Annotated in this window: 21 protein-coding genes; 14 read left to right on the top strand and 7 right to left on the bottom strand. The window is 35.7% G+C overall.

The features are described from left to right. Positions 1 to 19: 19 nt before the first annotated feature. Entirely contained in the window at positions 20 to 2,515 is a 2,496-nt protein-coding gene (locus AC3IS6_RS03220) for a DUF5686 family protein (RefSeq protein WP_489163495.1), read from the top strand. A gap of 359 nt (positions 2,516 to 2,874) precedes the next feature. Here the strand turns inward: AC3IS6_RS03220 and AC3IS6_RS03225 are convergent, their stop codons facing one another. The 4 genes from AC3IS6_RS03225 to AC3IS6_RS03240 all read right to left on the bottom strand — a co-directional run bounded on the left by AC3IS6_RS03225 (position 2,875) and on the right by AC3IS6_RS03240 (position 7,436). After that, positions 2,875 to 5,145 carry a cation:proton antiporter gene (locus AC3IS6_RS03225; RefSeq protein WP_489163497.1) on the bottom strand — a complete coding sequence of 757 codons (2,271 nt, stop codon included), beginning with the start codon at positions 5,143 to 5,145 and terminating at the stop codon, positions 2,875 to 2,877. Between the two features lie 227 nt (positions 5,146 to 5,372). Next, positions 5,373 to 6,092 (bottom strand): LytR/AlgR family response regulator transcription factor, encoded by a 720-nt coding sequence (locus tag AC3IS6_RS03230; protein WP_489163499.1) that lies wholly within the window; start codon positions 6,090 to 6,092, stop codon positions 5,373 to 5,375. Further along, positions 6,055 to 6,813, bottom strand: a complete 759-nt coding sequence (locus AC3IS6_RS03235) for a sensor histidine kinase (protein ID WP_173965996.1) — start codon at positions 6,811 to 6,813, stop codon at positions 6,055 to 6,057. Before AC3IS6_RS03235 ends, AC3IS6_RS03230 begins: the two co-directional genes overlap by 38 nt. A gap of 293 nt (positions 6,814 to 7,106) precedes the next feature. Beyond that, the gene (locus AC3IS6_RS03240) at positions 7,107 to 7,436 is read right to left on the bottom strand and encodes a DMT family transporter (protein WP_173965997.1); all 330 of its coding nucleotides are present in this window, start codon (positions 7,434 to 7,436) and stop codon (positions 7,107 to 7,109) included. 178 nt (positions 7,437 to 7,614) lie between these two features. Here AC3IS6_RS03240 and AC3IS6_RS03245 point away from each other — a divergent pair, with 178 nt between their 5' ends. From AC3IS6_RS03245 to rpoN, 4 genes are all read left to right on the top strand, one after another. Next, positions 7,615 to 9,981 carry an efflux RND transporter permease subunit gene (locus AC3IS6_RS03245; protein ID WP_489163502.1) on the top strand — a complete coding sequence of 789 codons (2,367 nt, stop codon included), beginning with the start codon at positions 7,615 to 7,617 and terminating at the stop codon, positions 9,979 to 9,981. 38 nt (positions 9,982 to 10,019) lie between these two features. Continuing rightward, positions 10,020 to 10,868 carry a hypothetical protein gene (locus tag AC3IS6_RS03250; RefSeq protein ID WP_489163504.1) on the top strand — a complete coding sequence of 283 codons (849 nt, stop codon included), beginning with the start codon at positions 10,020 to 10,022 and terminating at the stop codon, positions 10,866 to 10,868. 281 nt (positions 10,869 to 11,149) lie between these two features. Continuing rightward, complete coding sequence (gene asnS, locus AC3IS6_RS03255) at positions 11,150 to 12,598, top strand: asparagine--tRNA ligase (protein ID WP_489163506.1); 1,449 nt, start codon at positions 11,150 to 11,152, stop codon at positions 12,596 to 12,598. A gap of 136 nt (positions 12,599 to 12,734) precedes the next feature. After that, complete coding sequence (gene rpoN / locus AC3IS6_RS03260) at positions 12,735 to 14,195, top strand: RNA polymerase factor sigma-54 (protein ID WP_173966002.1); 1,461 nt, start codon at positions 12,735 to 12,737, stop codon at positions 14,193 to 14,195. Positions 14,196 to 14,308: 113 nt separating this feature from the next. Here the strand turns inward: rpoN and AC3IS6_RS03265 are convergent, their stop codons facing one another. Next, positions 14,309 to 14,737 (bottom strand): hypothetical protein, encoded by a 429-nt coding sequence (locus AC3IS6_RS03265; protein WP_489163508.1) that lies wholly within the window; start codon positions 14,735 to 14,737, stop codon positions 14,309 to 14,311. A 33-nt stretch (positions 14,738 to 14,770) separates the two neighbouring features. Next, positions 14,771 to 15,361 carry a thymidine kinase gene (locus AC3IS6_RS03270; RefSeq protein WP_099712721.1) on the bottom strand — a complete coding sequence of 197 codons (591 nt, stop codon included), beginning with the start codon at positions 15,359 to 15,361 and terminating at the stop codon, positions 14,771 to 14,773. A gap of 236 nt (positions 15,362 to 15,597) precedes the next feature. On the opposite strand from AC3IS6_RS03270, the gene AC3IS6_RS03275 reads away from it, so the two are divergent. The 9 genes from AC3IS6_RS03275 (at position 15,598) to AC3IS6_RS03315 (ending at position 24,228) form a co-directional block, all read left to right on the top strand. Next, a complete protein-coding gene (locus AC3IS6_RS03275; RefSeq protein ID WP_489163510.1) occupies positions 15,598 to 16,737 on the top strand; it encodes a DUF8457 domain-containing protein in 1,140 nt (379 codons plus the stop codon). 129 nt (positions 16,738 to 16,866) lie between these two features. Then, positions 16,867 to 17,598 (top strand): 16S rRNA (cytidine(1402)-2'-O)-methyltransferase, encoded by a 732-nt coding sequence (gene rsmI / locus AC3IS6_RS03280; protein WP_489163511.1) that lies wholly within the window; start codon positions 16,867 to 16,869, stop codon positions 17,596 to 17,598. 85 nt (positions 17,599 to 17,683) lie between these two features. Further along, entirely contained in the window at positions 17,684 to 18,028 is a 345-nt protein-coding gene (locus tag AC3IS6_RS03285) for a HopJ type III effector protein (protein WP_489163513.1), read from the top strand. A gap of 28 nt (positions 18,029 to 18,056) precedes the next feature. Next, positions 18,057 to 18,551: a hypothetical protein gene (locus AC3IS6_RS03290; protein WP_489163515.1), complete on the top strand. Its 495-nt coding sequence runs from the start codon at positions 18,057 to 18,059 to the stop codon at positions 18,549 to 18,551. Between the two features lie 15 nt (positions 18,552 to 18,566). Beyond that, on the top strand, positions 18,567 to 20,267 hold the full coding sequence (gene recJ, locus AC3IS6_RS03295) for a single-stranded-DNA-specific exonuclease RecJ (protein ID WP_489163517.1): 1,701 nt from the start codon (positions 18,567 to 18,569) through the stop codon (positions 20,265 to 20,267). After that, positions 20,257 to 21,537, top strand: a complete 1,281-nt coding sequence (locus AC3IS6_RS03300; protein ID WP_489163518.1) for an MFS transporter — start codon at positions 20,257 to 20,259, stop codon at positions 21,535 to 21,537. The genes recJ and AC3IS6_RS03300 overlap by 11 nt, the downstream gene beginning before the upstream one ends. Further along, positions 21,537 to 22,451 (top strand): alpha/beta hydrolase, encoded by a 915-nt coding sequence (locus AC3IS6_RS03305; protein WP_489163520.1) that lies wholly within the window; start codon positions 21,537 to 21,539, stop codon positions 22,449 to 22,451. Before AC3IS6_RS03300 ends, AC3IS6_RS03305 begins: the two co-directional genes overlap by 1 nt. Positions 22,452 to 22,573: 122 nt before the next feature. Then, positions 22,574 to 22,930 carry a hypothetical protein gene (locus AC3IS6_RS03310; protein WP_489163522.1) on the top strand — a complete coding sequence of 119 codons (357 nt, stop codon included), beginning with the start codon at positions 22,574 to 22,576 and terminating at the stop codon, positions 22,928 to 22,930. Positions 22,931 to 23,013: 83 nt separating this feature from the next. Further along, positions 23,014 to 24,228 carry a cytochrome c3 family protein gene (locus AC3IS6_RS03315; protein ID WP_489163524.1) on the top strand — a complete coding sequence of 405 codons (1,215 nt, stop codon included), beginning with the start codon at positions 23,014 to 23,016 and terminating at the stop codon, positions 24,226 to 24,228. 3 nt (positions 24,229 to 24,231) lie between these two features. On the opposite strand, the gene AC3IS6_RS03320 is transcribed toward AC3IS6_RS03315, so the two are convergent. Next, complete coding sequence (locus AC3IS6_RS03320; protein ID WP_489163525.1) at positions 24,232 to 24,972, bottom strand: UDP-2,3-diacylglucosamine diphosphatase; 741 nt, start codon at positions 24,970 to 24,972, stop codon at positions 24,232 to 24,234.

Below are 24,972 nucleotides of genomic sequence, written 5' to 3' on the forward strand. Positions count from 1 at the left end.
TGAAACTATAACATTCTCTATGAAGCTACTTTGTTTGTTGACTTTGTTTTTCACGCTTACCATTCAGGCGCAATTTCAAATAAACGGAATTGTAACGGACTCCAATAATAAACCGCTTCCTTTTGCAACCATTACAACCTCCGACAGCAACAATACAATTACAGATGTTGACGGAAAGTTTATTCTGAAAATGTCTGTAAAACCAGCCAATTTTACTGTTTCGTATATTGGTTTTCAAACAAGGATCATCGCAGTTACTGATCATAAAACTTTTTATCCCATCTCTCTTTCTCAAAAGACCGACGATTTAAAAGAGGTGGTGGTTTCAAACGAAAATCCAGCCTTAACCATAATTAAAAAGGTAATTGCGAATAAAAACAAAAACAATCCGCAAAAAAAACTCAACAGTTTCGAATACAAAAGTTACAATAAGCTTATAGTAACCGCCAATCCTGACTCGATTGACGGCAGAATCGACTCGACTGCTACTTATAAAAATTTAGACAAAAAACGCATCAACATTGATTCTTCTGATTACAAATTCAAAGAAATAATCAGCAAGCAGCATTTATTTCAAACCGAAAAAGTTTCCCAATATCAATTTGGCAATCATAAATTAAAAGAAACTATTCTGGGGACCAAGATGGCGGGGTTTAAACAGCCTATTTATGAAATTATTGCTTTTAATCTACAGTCGATTTCGATTTATGATTCGAAGTACGAGCTGTTTGAAACGAAATACGAAAATCCAATTTCAGACAACGCTCCTCAAAGTTACAACTACAAGATCCTGGATACCGTAAATATAAAGGGCCGCGAAACGTATATGATTTACTTTAAAAACAAACACAGAAGGAAATCATCGGGACTAGAAGGCGTTTTCTACATCGATCAGGAAAATTTTGCTGTTGCCAAAGCCGTAATGCGTATCAAAGGAGTTCTGGACATTAGCGGAATTCATGAATTTGAATATGTACCTAACGAAAAAATATGGTTTCAGAGTAATACTACCTTTAAAATTGTAAAAGGAAAGAACGATGATGACATTAAGATCTTAGGAGGAACGATTCAGTTTGACGGAGACGTTGAAGATAATTTCGAACCCAGAAAAAAATCGGCTTCTGACTTTACCTATCTGCTTTCTGAGAGCAACAATTTTGACATTCGTTACAATACGACCGCACCTATAAAAAACCCGGCACTTTACATCGAAATTAAAGACGACGCCAATAAGAAACCGGAAACTTTCTGGGAAGAATACCGAAAAGAAAGCCTAGATCTAAAAAGCCAAAAAACGTATCAGCTAATAGATAGTCTTTCGATAAAAAAAAGAATTGAAAATCGTTTAGGATTAGGACGTAAAATAATCAACGGGTATTTCCCGATTGGTCCGGTCGATCTGGATTTAAAGAAAATCATCAGTTACAACAATTACGAGGGTTTCAGACTCGGGCTTGGCGGTATTACTAACGATCGTTTTTCTAAAAATTTCAGAATCGAAGGATACGGTGCTTACGGAACAAAAGATGGTGCCTTCAAATACAGTCTGGGAACAGGAATTTTATTGGACAAAAACACCAATACGTGGGTAAACGGATACTATACAGATGACGTTAGGGAAATTGCGAGTACCGTTTTTGCAGTTGACAAACGTGTTTTTAAAATTTACGACCCACGCCCCATCAACATTAGTACTTTTTATAAGTACGTAGGCTGGAAAGCAAATATTCAGACCAAAATCATTCCGAAAACAGAAGCAATTCTGGAATTTTCAAGAACCTATATAGAACCTAAATTCGATTATCTTTTTAATTACAATGGAAAGTTATATTCGGATTATGTCATGACTACCGCAATGGTTTCGATTGTTTGGGCACCCTTTAGCCCTTTTATGCAAACCCCGACCGGAAGAACTGAGACAGATAAAAAATTTCCAAGATTTACTTTTCAATACACGCAGTCGCTACCCAATGTTATGGAGAACGATTTTACTTTTGGAAAAATAGATTTCAAAGCGGAATATGAAAAGAGTTTTTTAAATGGTCAGAAAACGAGTTTACTGCTGCAGGGCGGTTATGCTACTGGTGATGTTCCAATTACTCACCTGTACAATACAATGCCTAATAACTTGACAAAGGAAACCGTGATTCAGCGTATTACTTTTGCCGGACGAAACAGTTTTGAAACTATGTTTTTTAACGAATTTTTTTCCAGTCAATATGTATTTTTCCAAATCAAACACGGTTTCGACCGAATCAGAATACTCAAAAAAGTTCGTCCATCTTTAGTACTAGTTACAAGAATGGCTTGGGGGAATATGGAGAATCCACAACAACACGTAGGTCCAACTTATAAAACTCTGGACAAAGGTTTTTTTGAATCTGGAATCGAACTCAACAAGATTTACAAAGGTATTGGTTTAGGCGGTTTCTATCGATATGGTCCAAACCAACTACTGAAATTTGAAGACAACATTGCCGTTAAGATTTCTTATGTGCTGGATTTGGGATTGTAGGATTCCAATTCCGACAAATTTAACCGCAAAGTTCACAAAAGTTTTACGCAAAGATCGCAAGGCCTTTTACCTCATTTTTTATCTTCCTGAGCAAAGTTGAAAGATTGGCATACATTCTACAAAGGCAATCTGTAATAATTAGAAACGTTCTATTTGTCATTCCGAGGAACGAGGAATCTCCGCAAGTAACTCCGCAACGAAAATACAAGTTTTGTCGAGTTTCTCGTGGAGATTCCTCGTTCCTCGGAATGACAAAAATGCGAACAAAACTCAAATAAAAAATCCCAAACCCCAACAAAATTGGAATTTGGAATTTTAAAAGAATTGTAATCTTAAAAAAAATGTAATTTAATCCCTTATTATGGTTTCAAAATCAATACAGAAGGTGTATTGTTCAGCCAGGTACTTTGAGATTCTATTAATTTCTTCCAGCTGTCTAAACTAATAATCATTAAGTTCTGATTCTCCAAAAACTCTTTTTTAATTGTTCTGTCGTGCATAATCATAATGTGATTCGGTGCAATTTGCTCGATAGAACGAATAGTTTCCTGAATGTCTCTGGTGTTTTTAACTTCACCGCTGGCATCCAAAACGGTAATCTGAGATCCGTTATTGTTGATTAGTTTTTTGGCATAATCAATTAAAAAAGCATCTTCTTTACTAAAAACCGGCATAAAAACCTGATTGACTTCTTCTAGCTTTTTATCGATAAAAATCCCAACTGGCATTTTACTTTTTGCGATAATATGGCGCGTCCTTTCGTCAAAAGGAGAATTTTCAAACAGTCCCTCCTTACCTGTAAACTTATCGATTAAACGATCCGGATTTACGATTCTGGTTGTAAACCCAAGAATTTTACCCAACAAGGTTCCTTCAAAAATAGACTGCCCTAATCCAACTAACAATAAATCATATTCGCCCTGATTTGCCGTATCAATAATATCAGTATCGATATCATTTGTCACTTTAAAAACACTCACCATATTCTGATTCAGGCGTTCTGATTCTTCAATAACCGGTAATAACATTTTGCGTTCATGATCTTTTACATCAAACGAGTGTATTTCGGTACTCAATGATAAATGCATCGCGGTTACTATAGAATTATCTGCTTGTTTTTTAACCAGGCTATTGGCCAGTTTAAGTAATTTTTTTCCTTTTTCAGGTGTAGCGAAAGAAAGCAGGATTTTATATTTACTTTTATTTCCAATTTCCTGCGGAATGGCGGTTATCTTATCTTTAAAAACAAAACCTATCAAATCCAGCGCTGGACCAGTCATGAAGGTGGTTACCAAAGCCATGATCACCATCATCGTAAAAATTTCTGTGGATAAAACGCCTAAATCATAACCGATATTTAAAACTACCAGTTCCATCAAACCACGGGTATTCATTAAGGCCCCGATTGCCAAACTGTCTTTCCAGCTTTGTCCTACGAATTTTGCAGCAAAGGCACTTCCGAAGAATTTTCCTGCTACGGCTACTCCAATAATTACAGCAGTTACTTTCCATAAATATGGGTCGTTCAATAAGCCAATTTGTGTACGCAAACCAGTAAATACAAAGAACAATGGCAGTAAAACGATAATCGCAACGTCTTCTACTTTTTCGATAAAAATATTTCTGAATTTATTGTTTTCAGGCATAATTGCTCCGGCTAAAAAAGCCCCAAACAAAGCATGAATTCCAATAAGTTCAGCGGCATAAGCAGAAAACAAAAGTGTTAAAAAGAAGATCGCAACAACCGGTTTGTTCAGACTCTCACGTGTTGAGTTTAAATCACCCACACGTTTCAGGAACGGACGAACTACTTTCAGCATGATAACTACATACAATAAAGCCAAACCAATTACATACAAAGCACTCGTAAACGAACCTGCTTTTACAATCGCAATTACCAGAGCCAAAATACACCAGGCAGTAATATCATCGGCGGCAGCACAGGTAATGGCTATGGTTCCGAGTTTTGTTTTTTGCATTCCGCGTTCCTGCACGATACGAGCCAGAACTGGAAATGCTGTAATACTCATCGCAATTCCCATAAACAATCCGAAAGAGGCAAACTCGACACCAACCGGTGCAAAAGTATGGTAGATAAAATAAGCTAATGATAGACCCAGGGCAAAAGGGATTACAATACTTGCGTGACTTATAACTACAGCATCATGTGCTTTATTTTTCAAGACTTTCAAATCCAATTCCATTCCAATTACAAACATGAAAAGAATCAAACCAATCTGACTTAAAAATTGCAGGTTTCCTAAAGATTCTTTTGGGAACAGAGCCGCTGAAAATTCAGGGAAATACATTCCGACCAAAGAGGGCCCTAAAACAATTCCGGCAATCATTTCTCCAATTACAGATGGCTGTCCTATTTTTCTAAAAACCCATCCGAACAAACGCGCTACTAAAATAATCGTCACAATCTGTGCTAACAAAATAGCCAAAGGATGTTGAAGGTTCTCTACCATCGAATGGAGAAAATCATTCCAATGATTACTTTCTATTTTTTTATGAACGATTCCGCGTCCGGCCTCAAGCGAAGCCCCTTTTGAGATTACCCAATATATCAGGGCCGTAAAACCTCCAATAACAGTAACGTAAAACAAGGAGTTTTTAATATTATTCATAACTCGTTTTTTTGATTTATTGCTGCAAATATCAACACTCCAACCGTAGTGCAAAAGTAAATTTACCGCTAATTTTCAATCCATGTAACAAGTCCGAAAAACTTTGTAATAACTTATTTTATTCCACAATAACCAACTGGCATTCTGAGATAAATCGACTGCTTAATTACAATAATCAGGGGGTTTTGACACTGTCGGTCTTACGTGTACTAACTGAGATATAAATGTTAAATTTTTACTCTTTTCAAAAAATCGGCACGGTAGGTTTCGCTTAAAATTAAAGAGCTGTTTTTACCGTCTTTTTCTAAATGATGTAATACAATTTCGTTATGATTAAAATACTTTATCGCTTTTACTGCCACAATTTCTTTTTTGTTGACACGGCAAAAATCAGTCTCGGGAAGTTCCTGTAAAAGAGTATCAAATTTCACGTTCTTTAAGTTCAGCAAGCTACCATCAACAAGCAGTACGGTTTTATCACGACTGTCACTAACTGCCGTTTTGATATACTGAATCTGATTAAAATAAAGTAACGTTTTACCTTTATCGGTATTTAACTGAATGAATTTTTTAGCGGTATCCGGTTTATCGAAACGTTCAAAAGCTTTTGAGATCGCTTTTTGCAAACGTTCGAGTTTTACCGGTTTTGTAATATAATCTACGGCATCAATATTAAAAGCATCAGCGGCATACTCTTTATAAGCGGTGCAGAAAATAACCAGCTTATTGTCGAGGGTTTCTGCCAGATGCAAACCGTCGATTCCGGGCATTTCGATGTCTGAGATCAACAAATCAAAATCGAGATTCGGGATTTCAGCGAGGAGTTTTTCGGGATTGTTAAACGTTTTTACAATTTCTACCTCGGGAATCTGTTCGCAAAGCATTTTCAGATACGTTAAGCCCGGCAGCTCATCGTCCAGCAGCAAGCATTTCAGTTTTGTATTCAAGTAAATCTATTTTTAGATGAGCAATATAAATGTCATTTTCGACAAACCGGTCGAGTTTGAAGTTGTTTTTGTAAATAATTCGCAAGCGGTGTTCTAAGGTGGCGTGACCAAAACCGCTTCGTTCTTTTTTCAATACTTTCTTATCCGATATTTTATTGGAAACTGTCATAGAAAAAGCATTATCCCTGAACTCAAATACAACCGAAATAAAAGCATCGGCACTCTGTAAGTCGGCATGTTTAAAAGCATTTTCGATTAAATCAATCGAAATTAACGGTGCCAGTAAAGGCTGCTCGTACAACTTGTCTTCTTTATTGATGTTTGTTTTGATTTTCAATTCAAAAAGCGGACTGATTTTGATTTTATTGATTTCGATTAAATTGAGTGCAAAATCAATTTCTTCTTTTGCCGTCACAAATTTTTTCTTACTCTCGTAAAGAATATAGTCCAGTACATTCGCCAGTTTATCTAAAGCAAAATAAGTTTGATAAGCATGTGACTGAATCGAATTTAAAATATTTTTAAACAAATGCGGATTCAGTTTTGACTCTAAAGTTTCCAACTGCAAATCGTTCACCTTCATTTCGAGTGCATAAAAGCTTTTCTCGGCATCGTCTTTTGCTTTTTTGAACTGCAGCAGCTGATACATCAAAAAACAAATGATAGCGATAAGCAATAAGAGAATTGCCAGAAATATAAAAGTGATCGTATTGTCTTGCATTGTTTATGTAAAGTTTAAAAGTTTTTTTGCCCACAGATTTTAGGGATTAAAGTGGTTATCACAGATTTTTTTAAGATTGGATTGTGTTTTAAATCGTATAAAAAATAAACCATTCAGTGTAAATCTGCAACCCGAGCGATAGCGAATTGGCAAAGCAAATCTGCATGCTATTTTTTTCGCCACGAATTTACTCCGTCTGTTCGCTGTCCCTCGAGTCACGAATTAGCACGAATTAATATCAAATCAATCAGTGTAAATCCGTTTAATCTGTAAAATCCGTGTGCCAACATTCTTTAATGACTAGAAACGAACTTCAATCCAATAATCGAAGCAATTAAAGTCGAAAGAAAGAAAATTCTCCAGAAAGTGGCCGGTTCTTTAAAAACCAATATTCCAACCAAAACAGTCCCAACTGCTCCAATTCCTGTCCAAACCGCATAAGCAGTTCCAATAGGCAATACCTGAGTGGCCTTATACAACAAAAACATACTGATGGAAAGACAAACAAAAAAACCAATCATCCAATAGGTCGAAACCATTCCTGTCGTTTCTTTGGCTTTGCCCAAACAAGAGGCAAAAGCAACTTCAAAAAGTCCTGCGATTATTAATAGAATCCAATTCATTTTCTACCTCTTTTTAAATTAGATACAAATATGAGAAAAGCTAACGTAGAATTCTATAAAATATCACATTTTTAAACATTGGCATCGTTTCAATTGTGTTAACAAACCGTAAAAACCAAGCCGAATATTTAAGATTTCGAGCACTTTTCACTACATTTGCATCCATTTTACAAATTTTATGAAAAACGTCACACAAGTTGGATTTTGGGAGAAATTAGCCAGAATCATACTTAAAAACAGAATTTCTATACTCGTTGGGATCGCTGCCCTGACTATTTTCCTTGGTTACCAATGGAAAAACCTCTCTATGACTTATACTGAAGCAAATTTGCTTCCTAAAAACCATATTGCCAATAAAGATTATCAAAAATTTCTGGATAAATTTGGGGAAGAAGGAAACCTGGTTGTGATTGGTTTTCAGGATAAAAAATTCTTCACGCCAAAAAATTATGCTGCCTGGAATGAGCTCATGACGGGTCTTAAAAAATCGAAAGAAGTAGACTTAGTGGTTTCCTTAAACGATTTGAAGAAACTGGAAAAAGACACGGTTAACGAAAAATTTGTTCTGGCTCCGTTTATCGATCAAAGCAAAGCAACTAATCCTGAATATTTGAAAAAGGTGCAATATGATTTATTTCATAATTTACCTTTTTATGAAGGATTGCTTTATAACAAAGAAAGCGGTAGTATCCGTTCAGCAATTTACATCAACAAAGCGCTTGTAAACACTGCTGAAAGAAAGACATTCATTCTGGAAAATCTGGTTCCGAAAATTGATAAATTCGAAAAAACCACAGGAATTGATTTGCGTGTATCGGGAATGCCCTACATCAGAACGATCAATGCGGACAATATGAAAGGCGAAATCGGACTTTTTATTGGTGCGGCCTTACTGACGGTTTCTTTGATTTTCTTTTTCTTTTTCCGTTCGTACCGAGCAACCTTTATTTCGATCTGTATTTTAATTGTGGGGGTAATCTGGTCATTTGGGACTTTAGGATTGTTTCATTACAAAATCACAATTCTAACCGCTATTATTCCGCCATTAATTATTGTAATCGGAATTACAAACTGTATTTTCCTGATCAACAAATACCAGCAGGAAATTAAACTGCACAACAATCAGGCAAAAGCATTGCAGCGAATTATCTCTAAAATTGGAGTTTCGACTTTAATGACCAACCTAACCACCGCAATTGGTTTTGCAACGTTTATGATCACCGGAAATGATTTACTTTTTGAATTTGGTCTGGTTACCTCGATCAATGTAATTTCTGTGTATTTACTGACGCTTTTAATTGTGCCGATAGTGTACAGTTTCATGTCGGTTCCGGGAGAAAAACATTTGTATCATTTAACCAAAACTTACATTTCTACCTTACTGGATTTTGTTGAATATGCGGTAAAAAGCAAACGAAAAGTAATTTATACAATTTATGGCTTACTATTGATTTTTAGTGTTATTGGAGTTACTCAAATGAAAGTTTCGGGAAGTTTGATTGGTGAGATGCCAAAAAGCGCCTCTTTCTTTAAAGATATTCTCTTCTACGAAAAAGAATTCAATGGTGTAATGCCACTTGAGATCATGATTGATACCAAAAAGAAAAAAGGTGTCATGAAAGCATCGACCATTCGTAAAATGGATGAATTGCAAAACACAATCACAGAAATGCCTGAACTGGCAAAACCGGTTTCGATAGTAAATCTGGTTAAGTATTCGAAACAGGCTTTTTATAACGGAAACCCTGAATATTACCAATTACCCACTTCACAGGAACAAACTTTTATTTTATCCTATGCTAAAAATGCAACCAAAAACAGCAAGGAAAACCTAATGAAAGCCTACGTAGATTCGACTGGGCAATATGCACGTATTACCACTTTTATGAAAGACATTGGTACGGATGAAATGGCTAAAGTGGAAAAAAAGCTTCACAGCAAGATTGATGAAATTTTCCCGAAAGATCGTTACGAAGTTACGATAACCGGAAAAGCACTGGTGTTTCAAAAAGGAACCTCTTACCTGGTTGACAATTTAATCGAGTCTTTGATTTTTGCGATACTTGTAATTGCTGCGCTGATGCTTTACTTGTTCCGATCGTTTAAAATGGTTTTTGCCTCGGTAATTACGAATATTTTACCGCTTTGTATCACTTCAGGACTGATGGGATATTTTGGAATTCCATTAAAACCTTCGACGATTTTAGTGTTTAGTATTGCATTTGGTATCTCGGTAGACAATGCGATTCAGTTTATGGCGAAGTACCACCATGATTTATTGCAGAATAACGGAAAGGTAAAAAAATCCGTTTTCAGTGCTTTAAGAGAAACCGGAATCAGTACTTTTTATACTTCTGTAGTTTTGATTCTTGGATTTGCCACTTTCACGCTTTCAAGCTTCAGCGGAACCATTGCATTAGGAGGTCTAATCTCCTGTACATTGGCCTTTGCGATGTTTGCTAACTTATTGGTTTTACCGGCCTTGGTCTTGACTTTCGAGAAAAAGAAGGCTAAGAGAGAGGAAATGGAGGGATTGGAAAAGTAAGGTTTCATAAAGTACACTAACAAAAGTCACTCAAAAGTATGAAAAAGATAATCCTGTTAATTCTTATATTGAATATCAACTCAACATTCTCTCAAAATTATGTTGCGAATCTAAACTTAATGTCTTCTCAAAATTATTTTGAGGGAAAAAATTTATACTGCAAATCTGAGAATTCTGAATCAATCAGACTTTTTAATCTCGGAATTGAAACTCTTTATCTAAATAGATCTTTAGATAAAAAATATCTTAAGATTACGTCAAAAGTTTTTTTTGATGCATATAAGAAAGACACAACATTTTGTGACGCTTTGTTTTTTACCGGATATACATTAAGATTATTAGGAGACAAGAATGCATTGCCCTTGTATATAGCAGCAGATAGCTCGTATAATAAATCGCTTGAGTTTAAAACAAATTTAGCTGCTGAATGTTTAAGATATGGCAATGAAAAAACCGTCAAAATTGCCAGAAAAAAATATACTGAAATAATAAAGCTATTTCCTGAAAACCCTGAGGGTTATTACGGATTCGCAATTACTTCACCAATTCTTGGAGATCACGAAAAAGGATTAGAAAATATAAATATTGCCATTGAAAAATACAAAAATGTAAATCAAAAATTAAAGGATGATGTAATTTTCTTACAGGAAATTTTACTTTCAATGAACAATAAGCATAATGAGGCCTTGGAAAACTTTGACAAAGTTTATTCTTTTTATAAAAAAGACTTTAATTTCAAGGTTTATTATTCTTTGTCACTTTTAAAAGTCTCCGAAGAAAAGAAAGATGAAAAAATGAAAAAGAAGGCATTAGGTATCTATGAAAAAATAAAAGAGAAAGATCAAATTCCGAAGGAAATAAAAGATCAATTAGTTTTTTCTTCTTAATTGAAGAAAAAATAATTCCACGAGAAGTCCGACAACGATTAGCGAATTTCTTTACAGACTTTATAGTGCGATTCCTCTTTCCTGGGAATGGCAAAAAAGAGAATAACTAACTTTATAAAAACGATTGCCCTAGCCCTGATAGCAGCGGTATCCTTTTTCTGACTTCTTTAGGAAGAAAAAGATATAGCGGATAGCAGGAAACAGCTTCTAATTTTAATTATTATCGTTTATATTTGCAGTTATTACACAACAAATAATTTAATTTCAATAGTATATATAAAATGAAACACACAAAAGTTAAAGACTTATTAAACAGTACGACGACGCTTCAGGAGGTTAATGCAAAAGGATGGGTGAGAACTTTTAGAAATAATCAGTTCATCGCGCTTAATGACGGTTCTACCATTAATAATATACAATGTGTTGTTGATTTTGAAAATACACCTGACGAAACTTTAAAAAGAATCACTACTGGTGCTGCGATTTCTGTAATTGGAACCTTGATCGAAAGTAAAGGTGCTGGTCAGAAATATGAAATTCAGGTGAATAAATTGGAAATCTTAGGAGATTCTGATGCAGAAAAATTCCCAATACAGCCAAAAAACAAACCTAGTTTAGATTTCTTACGCGAAAATGCACATTTACGTGTTCGTACTAACATGTTTGGTGCAATTATGCGTGTGCGCTCAGTATTGTCGTTTGCGGTTCACAATTATTTTCAACAAAAAGGTTTTGTGTATGTAAATACGCCAATCATTACAGGTTCTGATGCTGAAGGTGCAGGAGAAATGTTTAAAGTTACGGCTTTACCTTTTGACAACACGCCAAGAACTGAAGACGGAAAAGTAAACTATAAAGAAGATTTTTTCGAAAAAGAAACAAACCTAACGGTTTCAGGACAATTAGAAGGCGAAACGTATGCGATGGCTTTGGGTCAGATTTATACTTTTGGACCAACTTTTAGAGCTGAAAACTCAAATACTTCTCGTCACCTTGCAGAATTTTGGATGATCGAGCCGGAAGTTGCTTTCAACAATCTTGACGACAACATGGATTTGGCTGAAGATTTTATTCAGTACGTAATTAAATATGCTTTAGACAATTGTCAGGATGATTTGAAGTTTTTAGAAGGAAGACTTTTAGACGAAGAAAAATCAAAACCTCAGGCAGAAAGAAGCGAAATGGCTTTGTTAGAAAAATTGAACTTTGTATTAGAGAACAACTTTAAACGTGTTTCTTATACAGAAGCTATTGACATCCTGAGAGATTCTACTCCAAACAAAAAGAAAAAATTCCAATACCTCATCAACGAATGGGGAGCTGATTTACAGTCAGAACACGAGCGTTATTTGGTTGAAAAACACTTTAAATGTCCGGTAATCTTGTTTGATTACCCAGCAAATATTAAAGCATTTTACATGCGTTTGAACGACAACACGGAGCCAGGAAGAGAAACGGTTCGTGCCATGGATATCCTTTTCCCTGGAATTGGAGAAATCGTTGGTGGATCTGAAAGAGAAGAGCGTTACGACGTTTTGATCGAGAAAATGAAAGCCCTGGAAATTGACGAAGAAGAATTATCATGGTATTTAGATACTAGAAGATTTGGTTCAGCAACTCACGCAGGTTTCGGACTTGGATTTGAGCGTTTGGTATTGTTTGTAACCGGAATGACAAACATTCGTGACGTAATTCCTTTCCCAAGAACTCCTGGGAATGCAGAGTTTTAAAAAAAGGTTCTAAGGTACTGAGATACTGAGGTTCTAAGTTTTTAAATATAATAAAATTTGTTTCAAGTTTCAAGTTTCAAATTGTGGCACGTTCTACAACCTGAAACCTGAAACTTGAAACTTTTAACAAAATCAAATGCTAAAGCAATTTTTAAATTTAAAATTATCCCAAAAATTATCTCCACAGCAAATTCAGCTGATGAAGTTAATTCAATTGCCTACGCAAGCTTTTGAGCAACGTTTATTAGAAGAAATGAACGAAAATCCGGCACTGGAAGCCGGTAAAGAAGACGAATACGAAGCCGATGAATTTGCTAATGAAGAATACGACGATTATGACGATGCAGAAGGTGACAGAATCGAAGCAGACGACATTAATATCGACGAATATTTAAGCGACGACGATACGCCCGATTATAAAACTCAGGTGAATAACTATAGTGAAGACGAAGAACGCGAAACTCCTTTTGCTTCACCAATTAGTTTTCATCAAGACCTAATCAATCAGCTGAATACTTTTATTCTGAATGATGAAGAACGTGAAATCGCCGAGTTCCTTGTTGGAAGTATTGACGATATGGGTTATATCCGCAGAAGCGTTCCCGATATTGTAGATGATATGGCTTTTACTCAGGGAATTTATACCGATGAGAAAATGGTCGAAAAAATGCTTCAGGTCATTCATGAACTCGAACCTTCGGGAGTTGGAGCTCGTGATTTACAGGAATGTTTATTGCTTCAATTAAAACACAAAACACCAACAGAATATATCGATTTAGCCATTGATATCATCGAAAATCAGTTTGACGCTTTCACCAAGAAACATTACGACAAACTTTTACAGAAATACGGAGTTTCGAACGAACAGCTTAAAAAAGCCATTCACGAAATCGAAAGACTGAATCCAAAACCGGGTGGATCTTACACCGGAAACAATAAAGTAACGGAGAATGTAGTTCCCGATTTCGCTATTAGAATTGTAGATGGCGAACTGGAACTAACCTTAAACGGGCGAAATGCTCCTTCCCTGCACGTTTCTAAAGACTATCAGGAAATGATGCAAACGTATAAAGATTCGCGCGATAAGTCGTCGGCACAAAAAGATGCGGTTCAGTTTATCAAACAAAAACTGGATTCGGCCAAATGGTTCATTGATGCAATCAGACAGCGTCAGGAAACACTTTTTGTTACGATGAATGCGATTATGCATTATCAGGAAGAATATTTCTTAGATGGCGACGAAACCAAACTAAAACCAATGATCTTAAAAGACATTGCAGACATGGTTGGCTTAGATATTTCGACCATTTCACGTGTTGCCAACAGTAAATACGTTGAAACACCATACGGAACAAAGCTGATCAAAGAGTTTTTCTCTGAAGCCATGAAAAATGACCAAGGAGAAGATGTATCAACTTTAGAGATTAAAAAAATCCTTCAAAACACCATTGAAGAAGAAGATAAAAAGAAACCTCTACCTGACGATCAATTGGCCGAAATTTTAAAAGAAAAAGGCTATCCAATTGCCAGAAGAACCATTGCAAAATACCGCGAACAATTAGATATTCCGGTAGCAAGAATGAGAAAGAAAATCTAACAAACAAACCTAACAGTACTTTAAAAAAACTGTTAGGTTTTTTTATATCCCATAAACAAAAAAACCGACAAGCTTTTGTGAAGCTGTCGGGTTTAGTTTATAGTATTGTTAAATTATTTGTATTGATTCGGCGTAATGGTAATCTGAAACAAATAATTTTCTTTTTTATCATCGTAATTATAGATCAGGGTAAAATCACTGTCCCGAAAAGCTTTAAGCCCCGGATTTGCCTTAACCGTACTCAGAAGACTTGCTTCAATATTTTGTTTTATTGTTTCAATTTCTGCAGTCTCTTTTTCAACATTTAACAGAGTCAAATTGTACTGGACCACTTTATCTTTAGGCAAAGTAACATTATCCAAACGAATTCCCTCCTGAATGACTAAAGGACAATTTTCATTGTATTTAGCAACCAATTCGATCATTCCTTTATCTGTCACAGGTTCTTTAAAAGAACGATACGAAATTAAAGCCAGCAATAATGCCGCAATTGCACTTACTATTAAAATAGTTGAATTCTTTTTTTTAGTTGGTTGCTGCATCTTTTAATTTGTTTTGTTAGAAAGAAAAAAATTTTATTTGTCCTGAATCTTTTTCATTGCATTATAATAAGCAGCACGACTTAGCGGCTCATACTCTTCGGTTTCACCCAGCATTACTAACTTATCGTTATCTGTTTTGCGAAAACTATAGTTGGCAAGATTTCCTGTACGGGTGCACACTGCATGTACTTTGGTTACATATTCGGCTGTTGCCATAAGTGCCGGCATAGGACCAAAAGGATTTCCTTTAAAATCCATATCAAGTCCTGCAACTATCACACGTATTCCCTGATTGGCCAGATCGTTACAAACCGTAACAATTTCATCATCAAAAAATTGTGCTTCATCAATCCCGATAACATCACAGCCTTGTGCTAGAATAGAGATATTGGCAGCTGCCGGAACCGGAGTAGAACGAATTTCATTGGCATCGTGAGATACCACCATTTCGTCATGATAGCGGGTATCAATAGCAGGTTTAAAGATTTCGACTCTCTGTTTGGCAAATTGGGCGCGTTTTAATCTGCGGATTAATTCCTCGGTTTTACCCGAAAACATTGATCCACAAATAACTTCAATCCAACCAAATTGTTCTTTGTGATTTACTGTATTTTCGAGAAACATTTTGTATTTTTCTACCTTTAAAAATGAATAGTTTTTATTACTTTGTACTGGTAATAAATCGACGTGAAAATTTGCGGTTTTACACTTTTTCAAAAGTAGAAAATTTTTATCAAATCGAAGATTCGCAAACGCTTATTAACAGAAATAAAAAAATATCTTTCAGATTTCGATCACGAATAAAGACATTCAAATACAAAATATACTAAAATACCGTATTCACTATAATTTCAACAGTTATGAAAAAAAAATTGGAAGCCGATTTAATCAGCATTGCACATCGAATTTTAAAACTTAAAAACAAATCCGATATCAATCAATTGTATCTTGAAACGCAGAAGTTATATGAGAAATTAGCGGTTTTAAAATTTGTAGACGAGAATTTCGATACTCTGAAACCAACAATTGGTCACAACCAAATCCATTCTGAAATTGAATCTATCTTTAAAAAAGAAGAAACAATCGCAACAGAAGTTAAAATTGAAACTCCAATAGTAACGGAAGAAATAGCAACAGAAGAATATATAGTTGCTGAAGAAATTGCGGCTGAAGAAATCGCTGCAGAACCTGCAGAAAATCCAAATCCGGAACCAGAAGCTCCCGAAGAAGTAATTTCTGAGCCTACGGAAGATGCAAGTCCGGAGCCAGAAATTCTTGAAGAAGTAACAGCTGAAATTCCTGAAGAAACAGCAGCAGAACCAATTGCTGAAACGATTCCGGAAACTGTTGCCGAAATCACAGAAGAACCGGTTATCGAAGAAATCGAAGAACCGATTTCAGAAACTACAAAAAAAACCGAAACTGCCGAAGAACTTTCATTCAGAACTGTTAGTGATTTTAAACCGATTCCAGATTTTATCCCGGCTTTCGAATTAGATAAACTAGAAGAAGTGGAAAAAGAGGAAGAACCGAAAAAAGAAGAACCAAAAACGGAAACTTCTTCAAAACCGGGTCCTGTTCACATTTCTTTTGAAGAAATATTAGGTATTAACTACGCTGATGCTCATTTTGTAAAAGTAGACAGTTTCGAAGCGGTTTCTTCTACTCCAACACCATCGATCAGTGAGTTAAAAGAACAGAAAACTATCGAAACAACGGTATTAGAAACTCCTGTTGAACCCAAAGCAGTTACGTTAAATGAAAAACTGGCAAAAGGTTTCCACATTGATTTAAACGATCGTATTGCTTTTACCAAAAATCTTTTCGGAAACAGTTCTGAAGATTACAGTCGTGTTTTAAATCAGTTATTAACTTTTGATTCTTATGGTGAAGCCAAAGAATTTATTGAAGATATGGTAAAACCGGATTACAACAACTGGGACGGAAAAGATGATTATGCCGAACGTTTCTTAGATATTGTAGAAAAGAAATTTTCATAAAAAGTAAAACACAAATTACACGAATTAGCACGAACTTTTTTGTTTACGAAATTTGTAAATACCCTTAAAATTTGTAAATCAATTAATGAAACTCGTGTCTCATAACTACATTTAGAATTCAGAAAAATTATGTCTAAATTATATATCGTTCCTACGCCAATTGGCAATCTTGAAGACATGACTTTTCGTGCCATCCGGATTTTGAAAGAAGTCGATTTGATTTTGGCCGAAGACACCCGTACCAGCGGCAAATTGTTAAAGCATTTTGAAATTGGTACGCACATGCACAGTCACCACATGCACAATGAGCATAAGACCACCGAAAACTTAATCGCACGTCTGAAAGCCGGCGAAACCATTGCTTTAATTTCTGACGCCGGAACTCCCGCAATTTCAGACCCTGGTTTTTTACTCACACGTTCCTGTGTCGAAAATAAAATTGAAGTCGAATGCCTTCCCGGAGCAACAGCTTTTGTGCCCGCCTTAGTCAACAGTGGATTACCCAATGATAAATTTATCTTTGAAGGTTTTCTCCCTGACAAAAAAGGGCGTCAGACCCGTTTCCTGACTTTAGCCGAAGAAACCAGAACTATGATTTTGTATGTTTCACCACATAAACTGGTAAAAACATTAGCCGAATTCATTCAATATTTTGGAGAGGACAGACAAGTTTGCGTTTCGAGAGAATTATCGAAACTGCACGAAGAAAACGTACGCGGAACAGCAAGAGAAGTTCTGACTCATTTTGAAAAAACAGCACCACGTGGCGAAATTGTCGTGGTCGTGGCCGGAAAAACCATAACAAAAGAACCTAAGAAAAGTAAATTTTCGAAGGATGATGACGAAAAAGAAGAAGATTAATTTTCGCCACGAATTTTACTAATTTCCCGAATTAGAGCTCGAACTTAAATTAAAATTCGTGGCAAAAAAACTAATACACAATAACATGAGCATACAAGCATTTTTAGAAAAAGTAAAACAAACTCCAAACGAAATAACATTCCCGGAAACTATTGCCGTAATCGAAGAGAATTACATTTTTACTCCAACAGCTTTCCAAAACGGAACGCAACATAATGCAGCCGGAGAGAACTCCGGTTCATGCAAATTATTTTCTTTCGCAAAATTGCAAAACTTGACTAAAGACGAAACTTTGACTTGTTTTGGAGCTTTCTATTTTGATGAAGTTCTAGGAGATCCAAACGGAACAAACCATCAAAACATTAGAAATTTCATCAACTTAGGCTGGGACGGAATTCAGTTTCAAGGAAATCCTTTAGAAGCGAAATAAATACTAATTTCTTTTTAAAAGTTGCTAAATGAAGGAAAGATTAAAAGAAATCCCAGTTATAATATTTCTGCTTATAATTGGCATTCCTTTGGCTATATTATTTATTCCTTTAATTATGCTTTTCTTAGTATTTGAATTTTTTCGAAAAAAGCGATTCAAAAAAAGATATAATAATTATTTATTATCGATTGAAGGAAAGAAATTCTTCTGTTATAACAATCGAAAAAACAATCATCATTATTTAGAAAAGAATATTATTCCAAATCTTAAAGATAATATTGAATCTGTTTTTGTTGAGGGTAAACGCATTAGAAACGAAGACAATCGAGAATATATTTCACATATGTTATTAAATGTTTCCGAACGAAAAGGATTTCCATATTTAATCAAAATTAGCAATGGAAAGGCAGTAGATAAATCAATAAATAATGAATTTTATAACTTCAAAAGTCAAAATAAAAATCCTGAAGATTTACTAATTTTAATAAACATTATTTTCGACACTCTAAAATCAACACTCTAAAATCTAAAATCAACCATGCGTTGGACCTTAAAACCAAAACCTTCTGAAGAAAAAATCAAACATTTGGCTCAAGCTTTAAATGTAGAAGACTTTGTAGCAACGCTTTTGATTCAACGCGGCATTGAAACTTTTGACGAAGCAAAGGATTTCTTTCGTCCTTCACTAGAACAACTGCATGATCCGTTCTTAATGAAAGACATGGACAAAGCGGTTTCCAGAATAGAACTGGCCATTAAAAATCAGGAAAACATTTTAGTTTTTGGTGATTATGATGTCGACGGAACAACCGCCGTTTCCTTGGTTTCATCCTATTTGAAATCACATTATCCCAATATCGCAACTTATATACCCGATCGCTACGATGAAGGTTACGGAATTTCTTTTAAAGGAATTGACTTCGCCGATGACAACGGGTTCTCATTAATCATTGCTTTAGACTGCGGAATAAAATCCATCGATCATATCGCTTACGCGAAAGAAAGAAGCATAGATTTTATCATCTGTGACCACCACAGACCTGGGGAATTTCTTCCCGATGCCGTTGCTATTTTAGACCCAAAAAGAAACGACTGCTTCTATCCCTATGATGAATTGTGCGGCTGTGGTGTTGGTTTTAAATTGATTCAGGCTTTAGGAACAAACCGGAACGAAACCATTCAGGATCTCTTGCCATACCTCGATTTAGTTGCAACAGCAATTGCTGCCGATATTGTACCAATAACAGGCGAAAACAGAATCCTGGCTTTTTACGGTTTGCAGGTAATCAATTCAGATCCGAGACCCGGAATTAAAGCTTTAGTGCATCAGGTAAAAAAGAAAACGTTAGACATAACCGATGTCGTTTTTATCATTTCTCCCCGAATAAATGCCGCAGGACGAATCAAACATGGTAATCACGCTGTTGAATTACTTACAGAGTTTAATTTTGAACAGGCCCAACAATTTGCATCAGAAATAGAACAATACAATGCAGACCGAAAAGATCTGGATAAAAAAATAACCAAAGAAGCTTTTCAGCAAATCTCAGAAAACAACGAACAAGACCGGTTCTCCACCGTTGTTTTTCAGGAAGACTGGCACAAAGGGGTCATTGGAATTGTAGCTTCCAGATTAATCGAAACTTACTATCGCCCGACTCTAGTTTTTACCAAAAGCGGTGACAAATATGCGGCATCCGCAAGATCTGTAAAAGGTTTTGACGTTTACAACGCTCTTGATGCCTGCTCAGAACATTTGGAACAATTTGGAGGTCACATGTACGCTGCCGGAATGACCCTGAAAGCAGAAAACTACCAAACCTTTAAAGAAGCCTTCGAAACACAGGTATCTTCCACCATCCTTCCGGAAATGCGAACTCCGGAAATAGAAATTGATGCCGAAATAAATTTCAGCGACATCACTCCAAAACTAATCCGCATTTTAAAACAATTTGAGCCTTTTGGCCCTTTAAATATGACGCCCGTTTTTATGACTAAAGACATCAAAGACACGGGATACGCTAAAACATTAGGAGCAGAAGAGGAACATTTGAGGCTTTTTGTAAAACAAAATAATTCAGATGGAATCGCTGCGATAGGCTTTGGACTTGGAAAAAAATTAGGCATCGCAAAAAATCAAACTCCGTTTCAGCTGGCTTATTCACTAGCTGAAAACGAATGGAACGGAACTGTTTCTAACCAACTTATGCTTAAAGACATCAGAACAAATGAAAACTAAACCACACAAGCAAGATCCTTATCAGGCGTTGCGCTACAGAGAATTTAATGTATTTCTTATTTTGCGTTTTGCGATGGTTTTTGCCTGGGCAATGCAGTTTATTGTAATCGAATGGGAAGTTTACAGTATCACTAAGAATCCATTATCCCTCGGAATTATTGGTTTAATGGAAGTTATACCGGCTGTTTCAATGGCCTTATTTGCGGGACACATAGTCGATCAGAGAGAGAAAAAAGGCTTATTAGTAAAATGTATTTTAGGCTTCTCCGTAATCAGTTTTGGATTATTTTTAGTAACCTGGCCTAAAGTTGTTGGTGGCTTATCTTCCAATGTGATCTTATATTCCATCTATACTTTAGTCTTTTTGGGTGGATTAGTCAGAGCTTTTCTGGGACCTACTATTTTTTCTCTTTTATCACTGATAATTCCTAAAAAAGTATACCCAAATGCTGCAACCTGGAGCAGTTCTGTTTGGCAAATTGGAGCCGTATTAGGTCCAGCAGTTGCCGGTTTTTCGATCAATTGGATTGGAGTTCACTGGTCAATGTGTCTTGTTTTCGGATTCTCTATACTTTCCTTAATTGCGTTATCACAAATCAGTAAAAAGCCAATTATAAATCCAAAGATTGGGGAATCGATAAAAGATAGTCTAACAGAAGGTTTAACGTTTGTATTTCGAAACCAAATTGTATTAGGGGCTTTATCTCTCGATATGATCGCGGTACTTTTTGGCGGTGCCGTTGCTTTATTACCAATCTTTGCACAGGATATTCTAAAAGTTGGCTCAGAAGGTTTTGGTATCTTAAGAGCTGCTCCGGCAGTGGGTTCTTTTATAACGATGCTCATTTCTGCCTATGTACCTTTGTATAAAAACGCCGGAAAAAAACTTCTAATTGCCATATTTATCTTTGGATTATCCATTATTTTATTTGGCTTCTCTACCTATTTCTGGCTCTCCGTTTTTGCTTTATTTTTAAGCGGACTTGCCGATGGAATTTCAGTAGTAATCCGCCAAACCATTTTACAGCTTAAAACTCCGGATCATATGCGTGGCCGCGTGGGGGCTGTAAACTCAATCTTTGTTGGATCTTCTAACGAACTAGGAGCCTTTGAAAGTGGCGCAACTGCCAAACTAATGGGAACCGTAACTTCCGTAATTTTTGGAGGTAGTATTACACTCCTGACCGTTTTAGGTTTCGGGCTAATATCCCCTACGTTTAGAAATTTGGACCTTCAAAAAGACATGGACGATCATCAAAATATGGACTAATGAAACATTTGCTATTAACTTTCTTTCTTGTTACATGCTCTTTAGTGAGCGCGCAAAATCTCTATATTAAAACATATGGCAACAAAAAGGACAAAACAATAATTTTTATTCATGGCGGCCCAAGTGGAAACGCAACATTGTTTGAAGGTACAACTGCTCAAAAATTAGCTGATTTAGGTTTTTATGTAATTGCCTACGATCGCAGAGGCGAAGGAAGATCTAAAGACACTACTGCGACATTTACTTATGATGAAGCTTTCCGCGATTTAAATACCATTTATAAAAAATACAATATCAAAAAGGCAACACTTCTTGCCCATAGTTTTGGAGGTTTAGTAGCGACTCTTTACACAGAAAAATATCCTCAAAATGTTAGTGCACTTGTACTCGTCGGGGCTTTATTTTCACAGCAGGAAACATACGATCACATCTTAAACTCTCTAAAGATAAGCCACAAAGGTGATTCTAAAACCCTCAATAAAATAGCTTATATAGAAAGTCTGAACAAAAATTCTGCCGGATACCGAAAACATTGCTTTGATTTAGCAAGTGATAACGACTATTTTAAAATGCCAAATCCAACCAAAGAATCAAAAAAATTGTATGCAAATTACGAAAAAGGTGTTTTTTTTAAAACCAATATTCGAAACAAAAATGCTCCTCTCCTTTTCTATCAAAATGAAAAGCAAAATAATATAGATACAAGATCATCTCTAAAGAAAATAAAAGCTAAAGGAATTTCTATTTTTGCAATTTACGGAAAAGATGATGGTATCTTTTCAACTTTTCAAATCAACTCAATCAAAAACTTAGTAGGAGAAAAGCATTTTGACTTACTACAAAATTGCTCCCATTATCTTTTTGTAGATCAGCAAGTATCGTTTCTTTCTCAAATCAAAAGATGGATTAAGTAAAACTTCAAATTGCAATAAATTTATGTGACTTATAGCCAATTTATTTTTTCCAAATTTTAAGACTTTTTTATTTAGAATTAATATAAATAATATTTATATTTGTTGAAATAAAAGGATCTGTAATGAGAGAAATAGAACAATTATACCACAATAACTTTGGAATTGCCTTTTACTGGAAAAAGGAAAACGAAACCATCACTGACAAAATACAATTGGTTTTTAAAGAAACCGGATTTTACTTCACGGTTCAGGAACTCAATTATTTTTGTGATTTAATTGAAGACAGTATGATTGAAAATGCCTGTTGCGAAGCTTGCGAACTAAAAAACTCTTGTCACAAATTCTTACTTAAAACCCCATACGCAGCAATAGATTTAGCCGTTTCTATCAAAGAGTTAAAATCGCTAAAAGATTTAGTTGAAGGTTCTTTATTTAGAATTGAGCTAGACGAATATGTTTATGGAGTTGGTCTAAATTAAGAAGCATTCTAAATATTTTAACAACATCTTTTCATTATTGAAATATATTTTGATTGTATTCAAAAAAAAGTATATTTACAACAATGAAAAAAATACGCATTCTTTTTGCTGTTGCTGCATTACTCTTTTTTGTAACGGGTTGCAAGAACGAATCTGACAATTACATTGACCCAAGAGGAACTGATTATGCAGGTTCTGAAAGCTGTATTCAATGTCATAAGGTGCAATACGAAACTGCTTTTCACAGTTCACATTTCAAAGCAACCTCACCCGCTTCTAAAGAAAACATATTGGGCCATTTTACAGAGGGGCACAATACTTTCGTGTATGACAAAACCACCAAATTAGTCATGGAAGAACGCAATGACAGTCTGTACCAGGTACTTTACAAAAACGGAAAAGAAATCGAAGCCTATCCGTTTGATATTCTTTTTGGTACTAAACATGCCCAAACAAGCGCATTCTGGAAAAACCATACTACTTACGAGCTGCCAATATCGTACTACAAATCACTAAACAACTGGGCAACAAGTCCTGGTTATCCTGCTGACGCAGCTAACTTTACCAGAGAAATCCCCAAAGATTGTTATGCTTGTCATAGTTCAAATATTGCAGGCAGTTTTGTAACCACAAGTTCGGATCGGGTTAAAGGCATGGCAATGGAAACGGAGCCTTTCCTGAATAAAAAAACTTTGATCTTCGGAATCGACTGTGAACGTTGTCACGGACCCGCTAAGCAACACATTCAAACCCATTTGAAATTTCCTGATTTAAAAAACAAAACCCAAAGTATTATTTCTTTTAAAAAGCTGACCAGACAACAAAGATTAGATGCCTGTGCACTCTGCCACTCCGGGAACGACAAATTAAAAATGAAATCCCGTTTTCAATTTAAACCCGGGGATAATATTACCGACTATTTCAGAGCTACTCATGCCTCAAATGACAGTATTCATTTTGATGTACATGGCAATCAATTAGGCTTACTTGCTCAAAGTAAATGTTTCCAGAAGAGCGAAACTATGGATTGCATGACCTGTCATAATCCACATGCAAATGCTTCGTCGAATCTTGTGAGTTATTCTAAAATATGCATGAGTTGCCATCAGGACTTAAAACACAACGCAACAACGCTAAAAAACAGTTCCGAACAGTTATTGGCAGACAATTGTGTAGCTTGTCATATGCCAAAGCAGCTGTCGAATGCCATTACATTCCAACTTTCCAACAACAAACAAAAGTCAAATTACGTTTTGAGAACACACAAAATCGGAATTTATCCAGGTAATAAAAAATAGCTGCTATTCGAACTTTTTAAGCTCAAAGGTCTCTCCGTCAAAAACTCCGTAGGTAAAATAACCAATCCAGTCGCCCAAATTAGCATATTTGGAGTCTTCTCCAACCGGAATAACCATCGGTAAATGGCGATGGCCAAAAATAAAATAATTGTAGTGTTTGGTCTCCAGTTTGCGTTTGGCATACAAAACCAGCCACTCGTTTTCTTCTCCCAGGAATTTCACATCTTCATCACCCGAAATCAATTTGTTTTTGACTGATAAATACTGCGCTAAACTTACGCCAACATCAGGATGAAGCCATCTAAACAGCCATTTTGAAAAAGGATTTGTAAATACCTTTTTCATTCGTTTGTACCCCTTATCACCAGGCCCTTTTCCGTCACCGTGACCAATTAAAAATGTTTTTCCGTTAAAAGTAAATTCCTTATTGTCATGATACACCGGAATATTCAATTCGGTTTCAAAATAATCATTCATCCATAAATCATGATTACCCACGAAAAAATAAATAGGAACACCGCTATCCCGAATTTCCGCCAGTTTCCCTAAAATACGAACAAAACCTTTTGGAACGACCGTTTTATATTCAAACCAAAAATCAAACAAATCTCCTAATAAAAAAATAGCTTCGGCATCACCTTTCACCTCGTCCAGCCATGCTACAAATTTCTTTTCACGCGGTAAGCTCAACTCTGGCGTTGGAGCTCCAAAATGCTGATCAGAAGCGAAATATACTTTTTTCAT

Source organism: Flavobacterium sp. KH_035 (genome assembly GCF_057839565.1).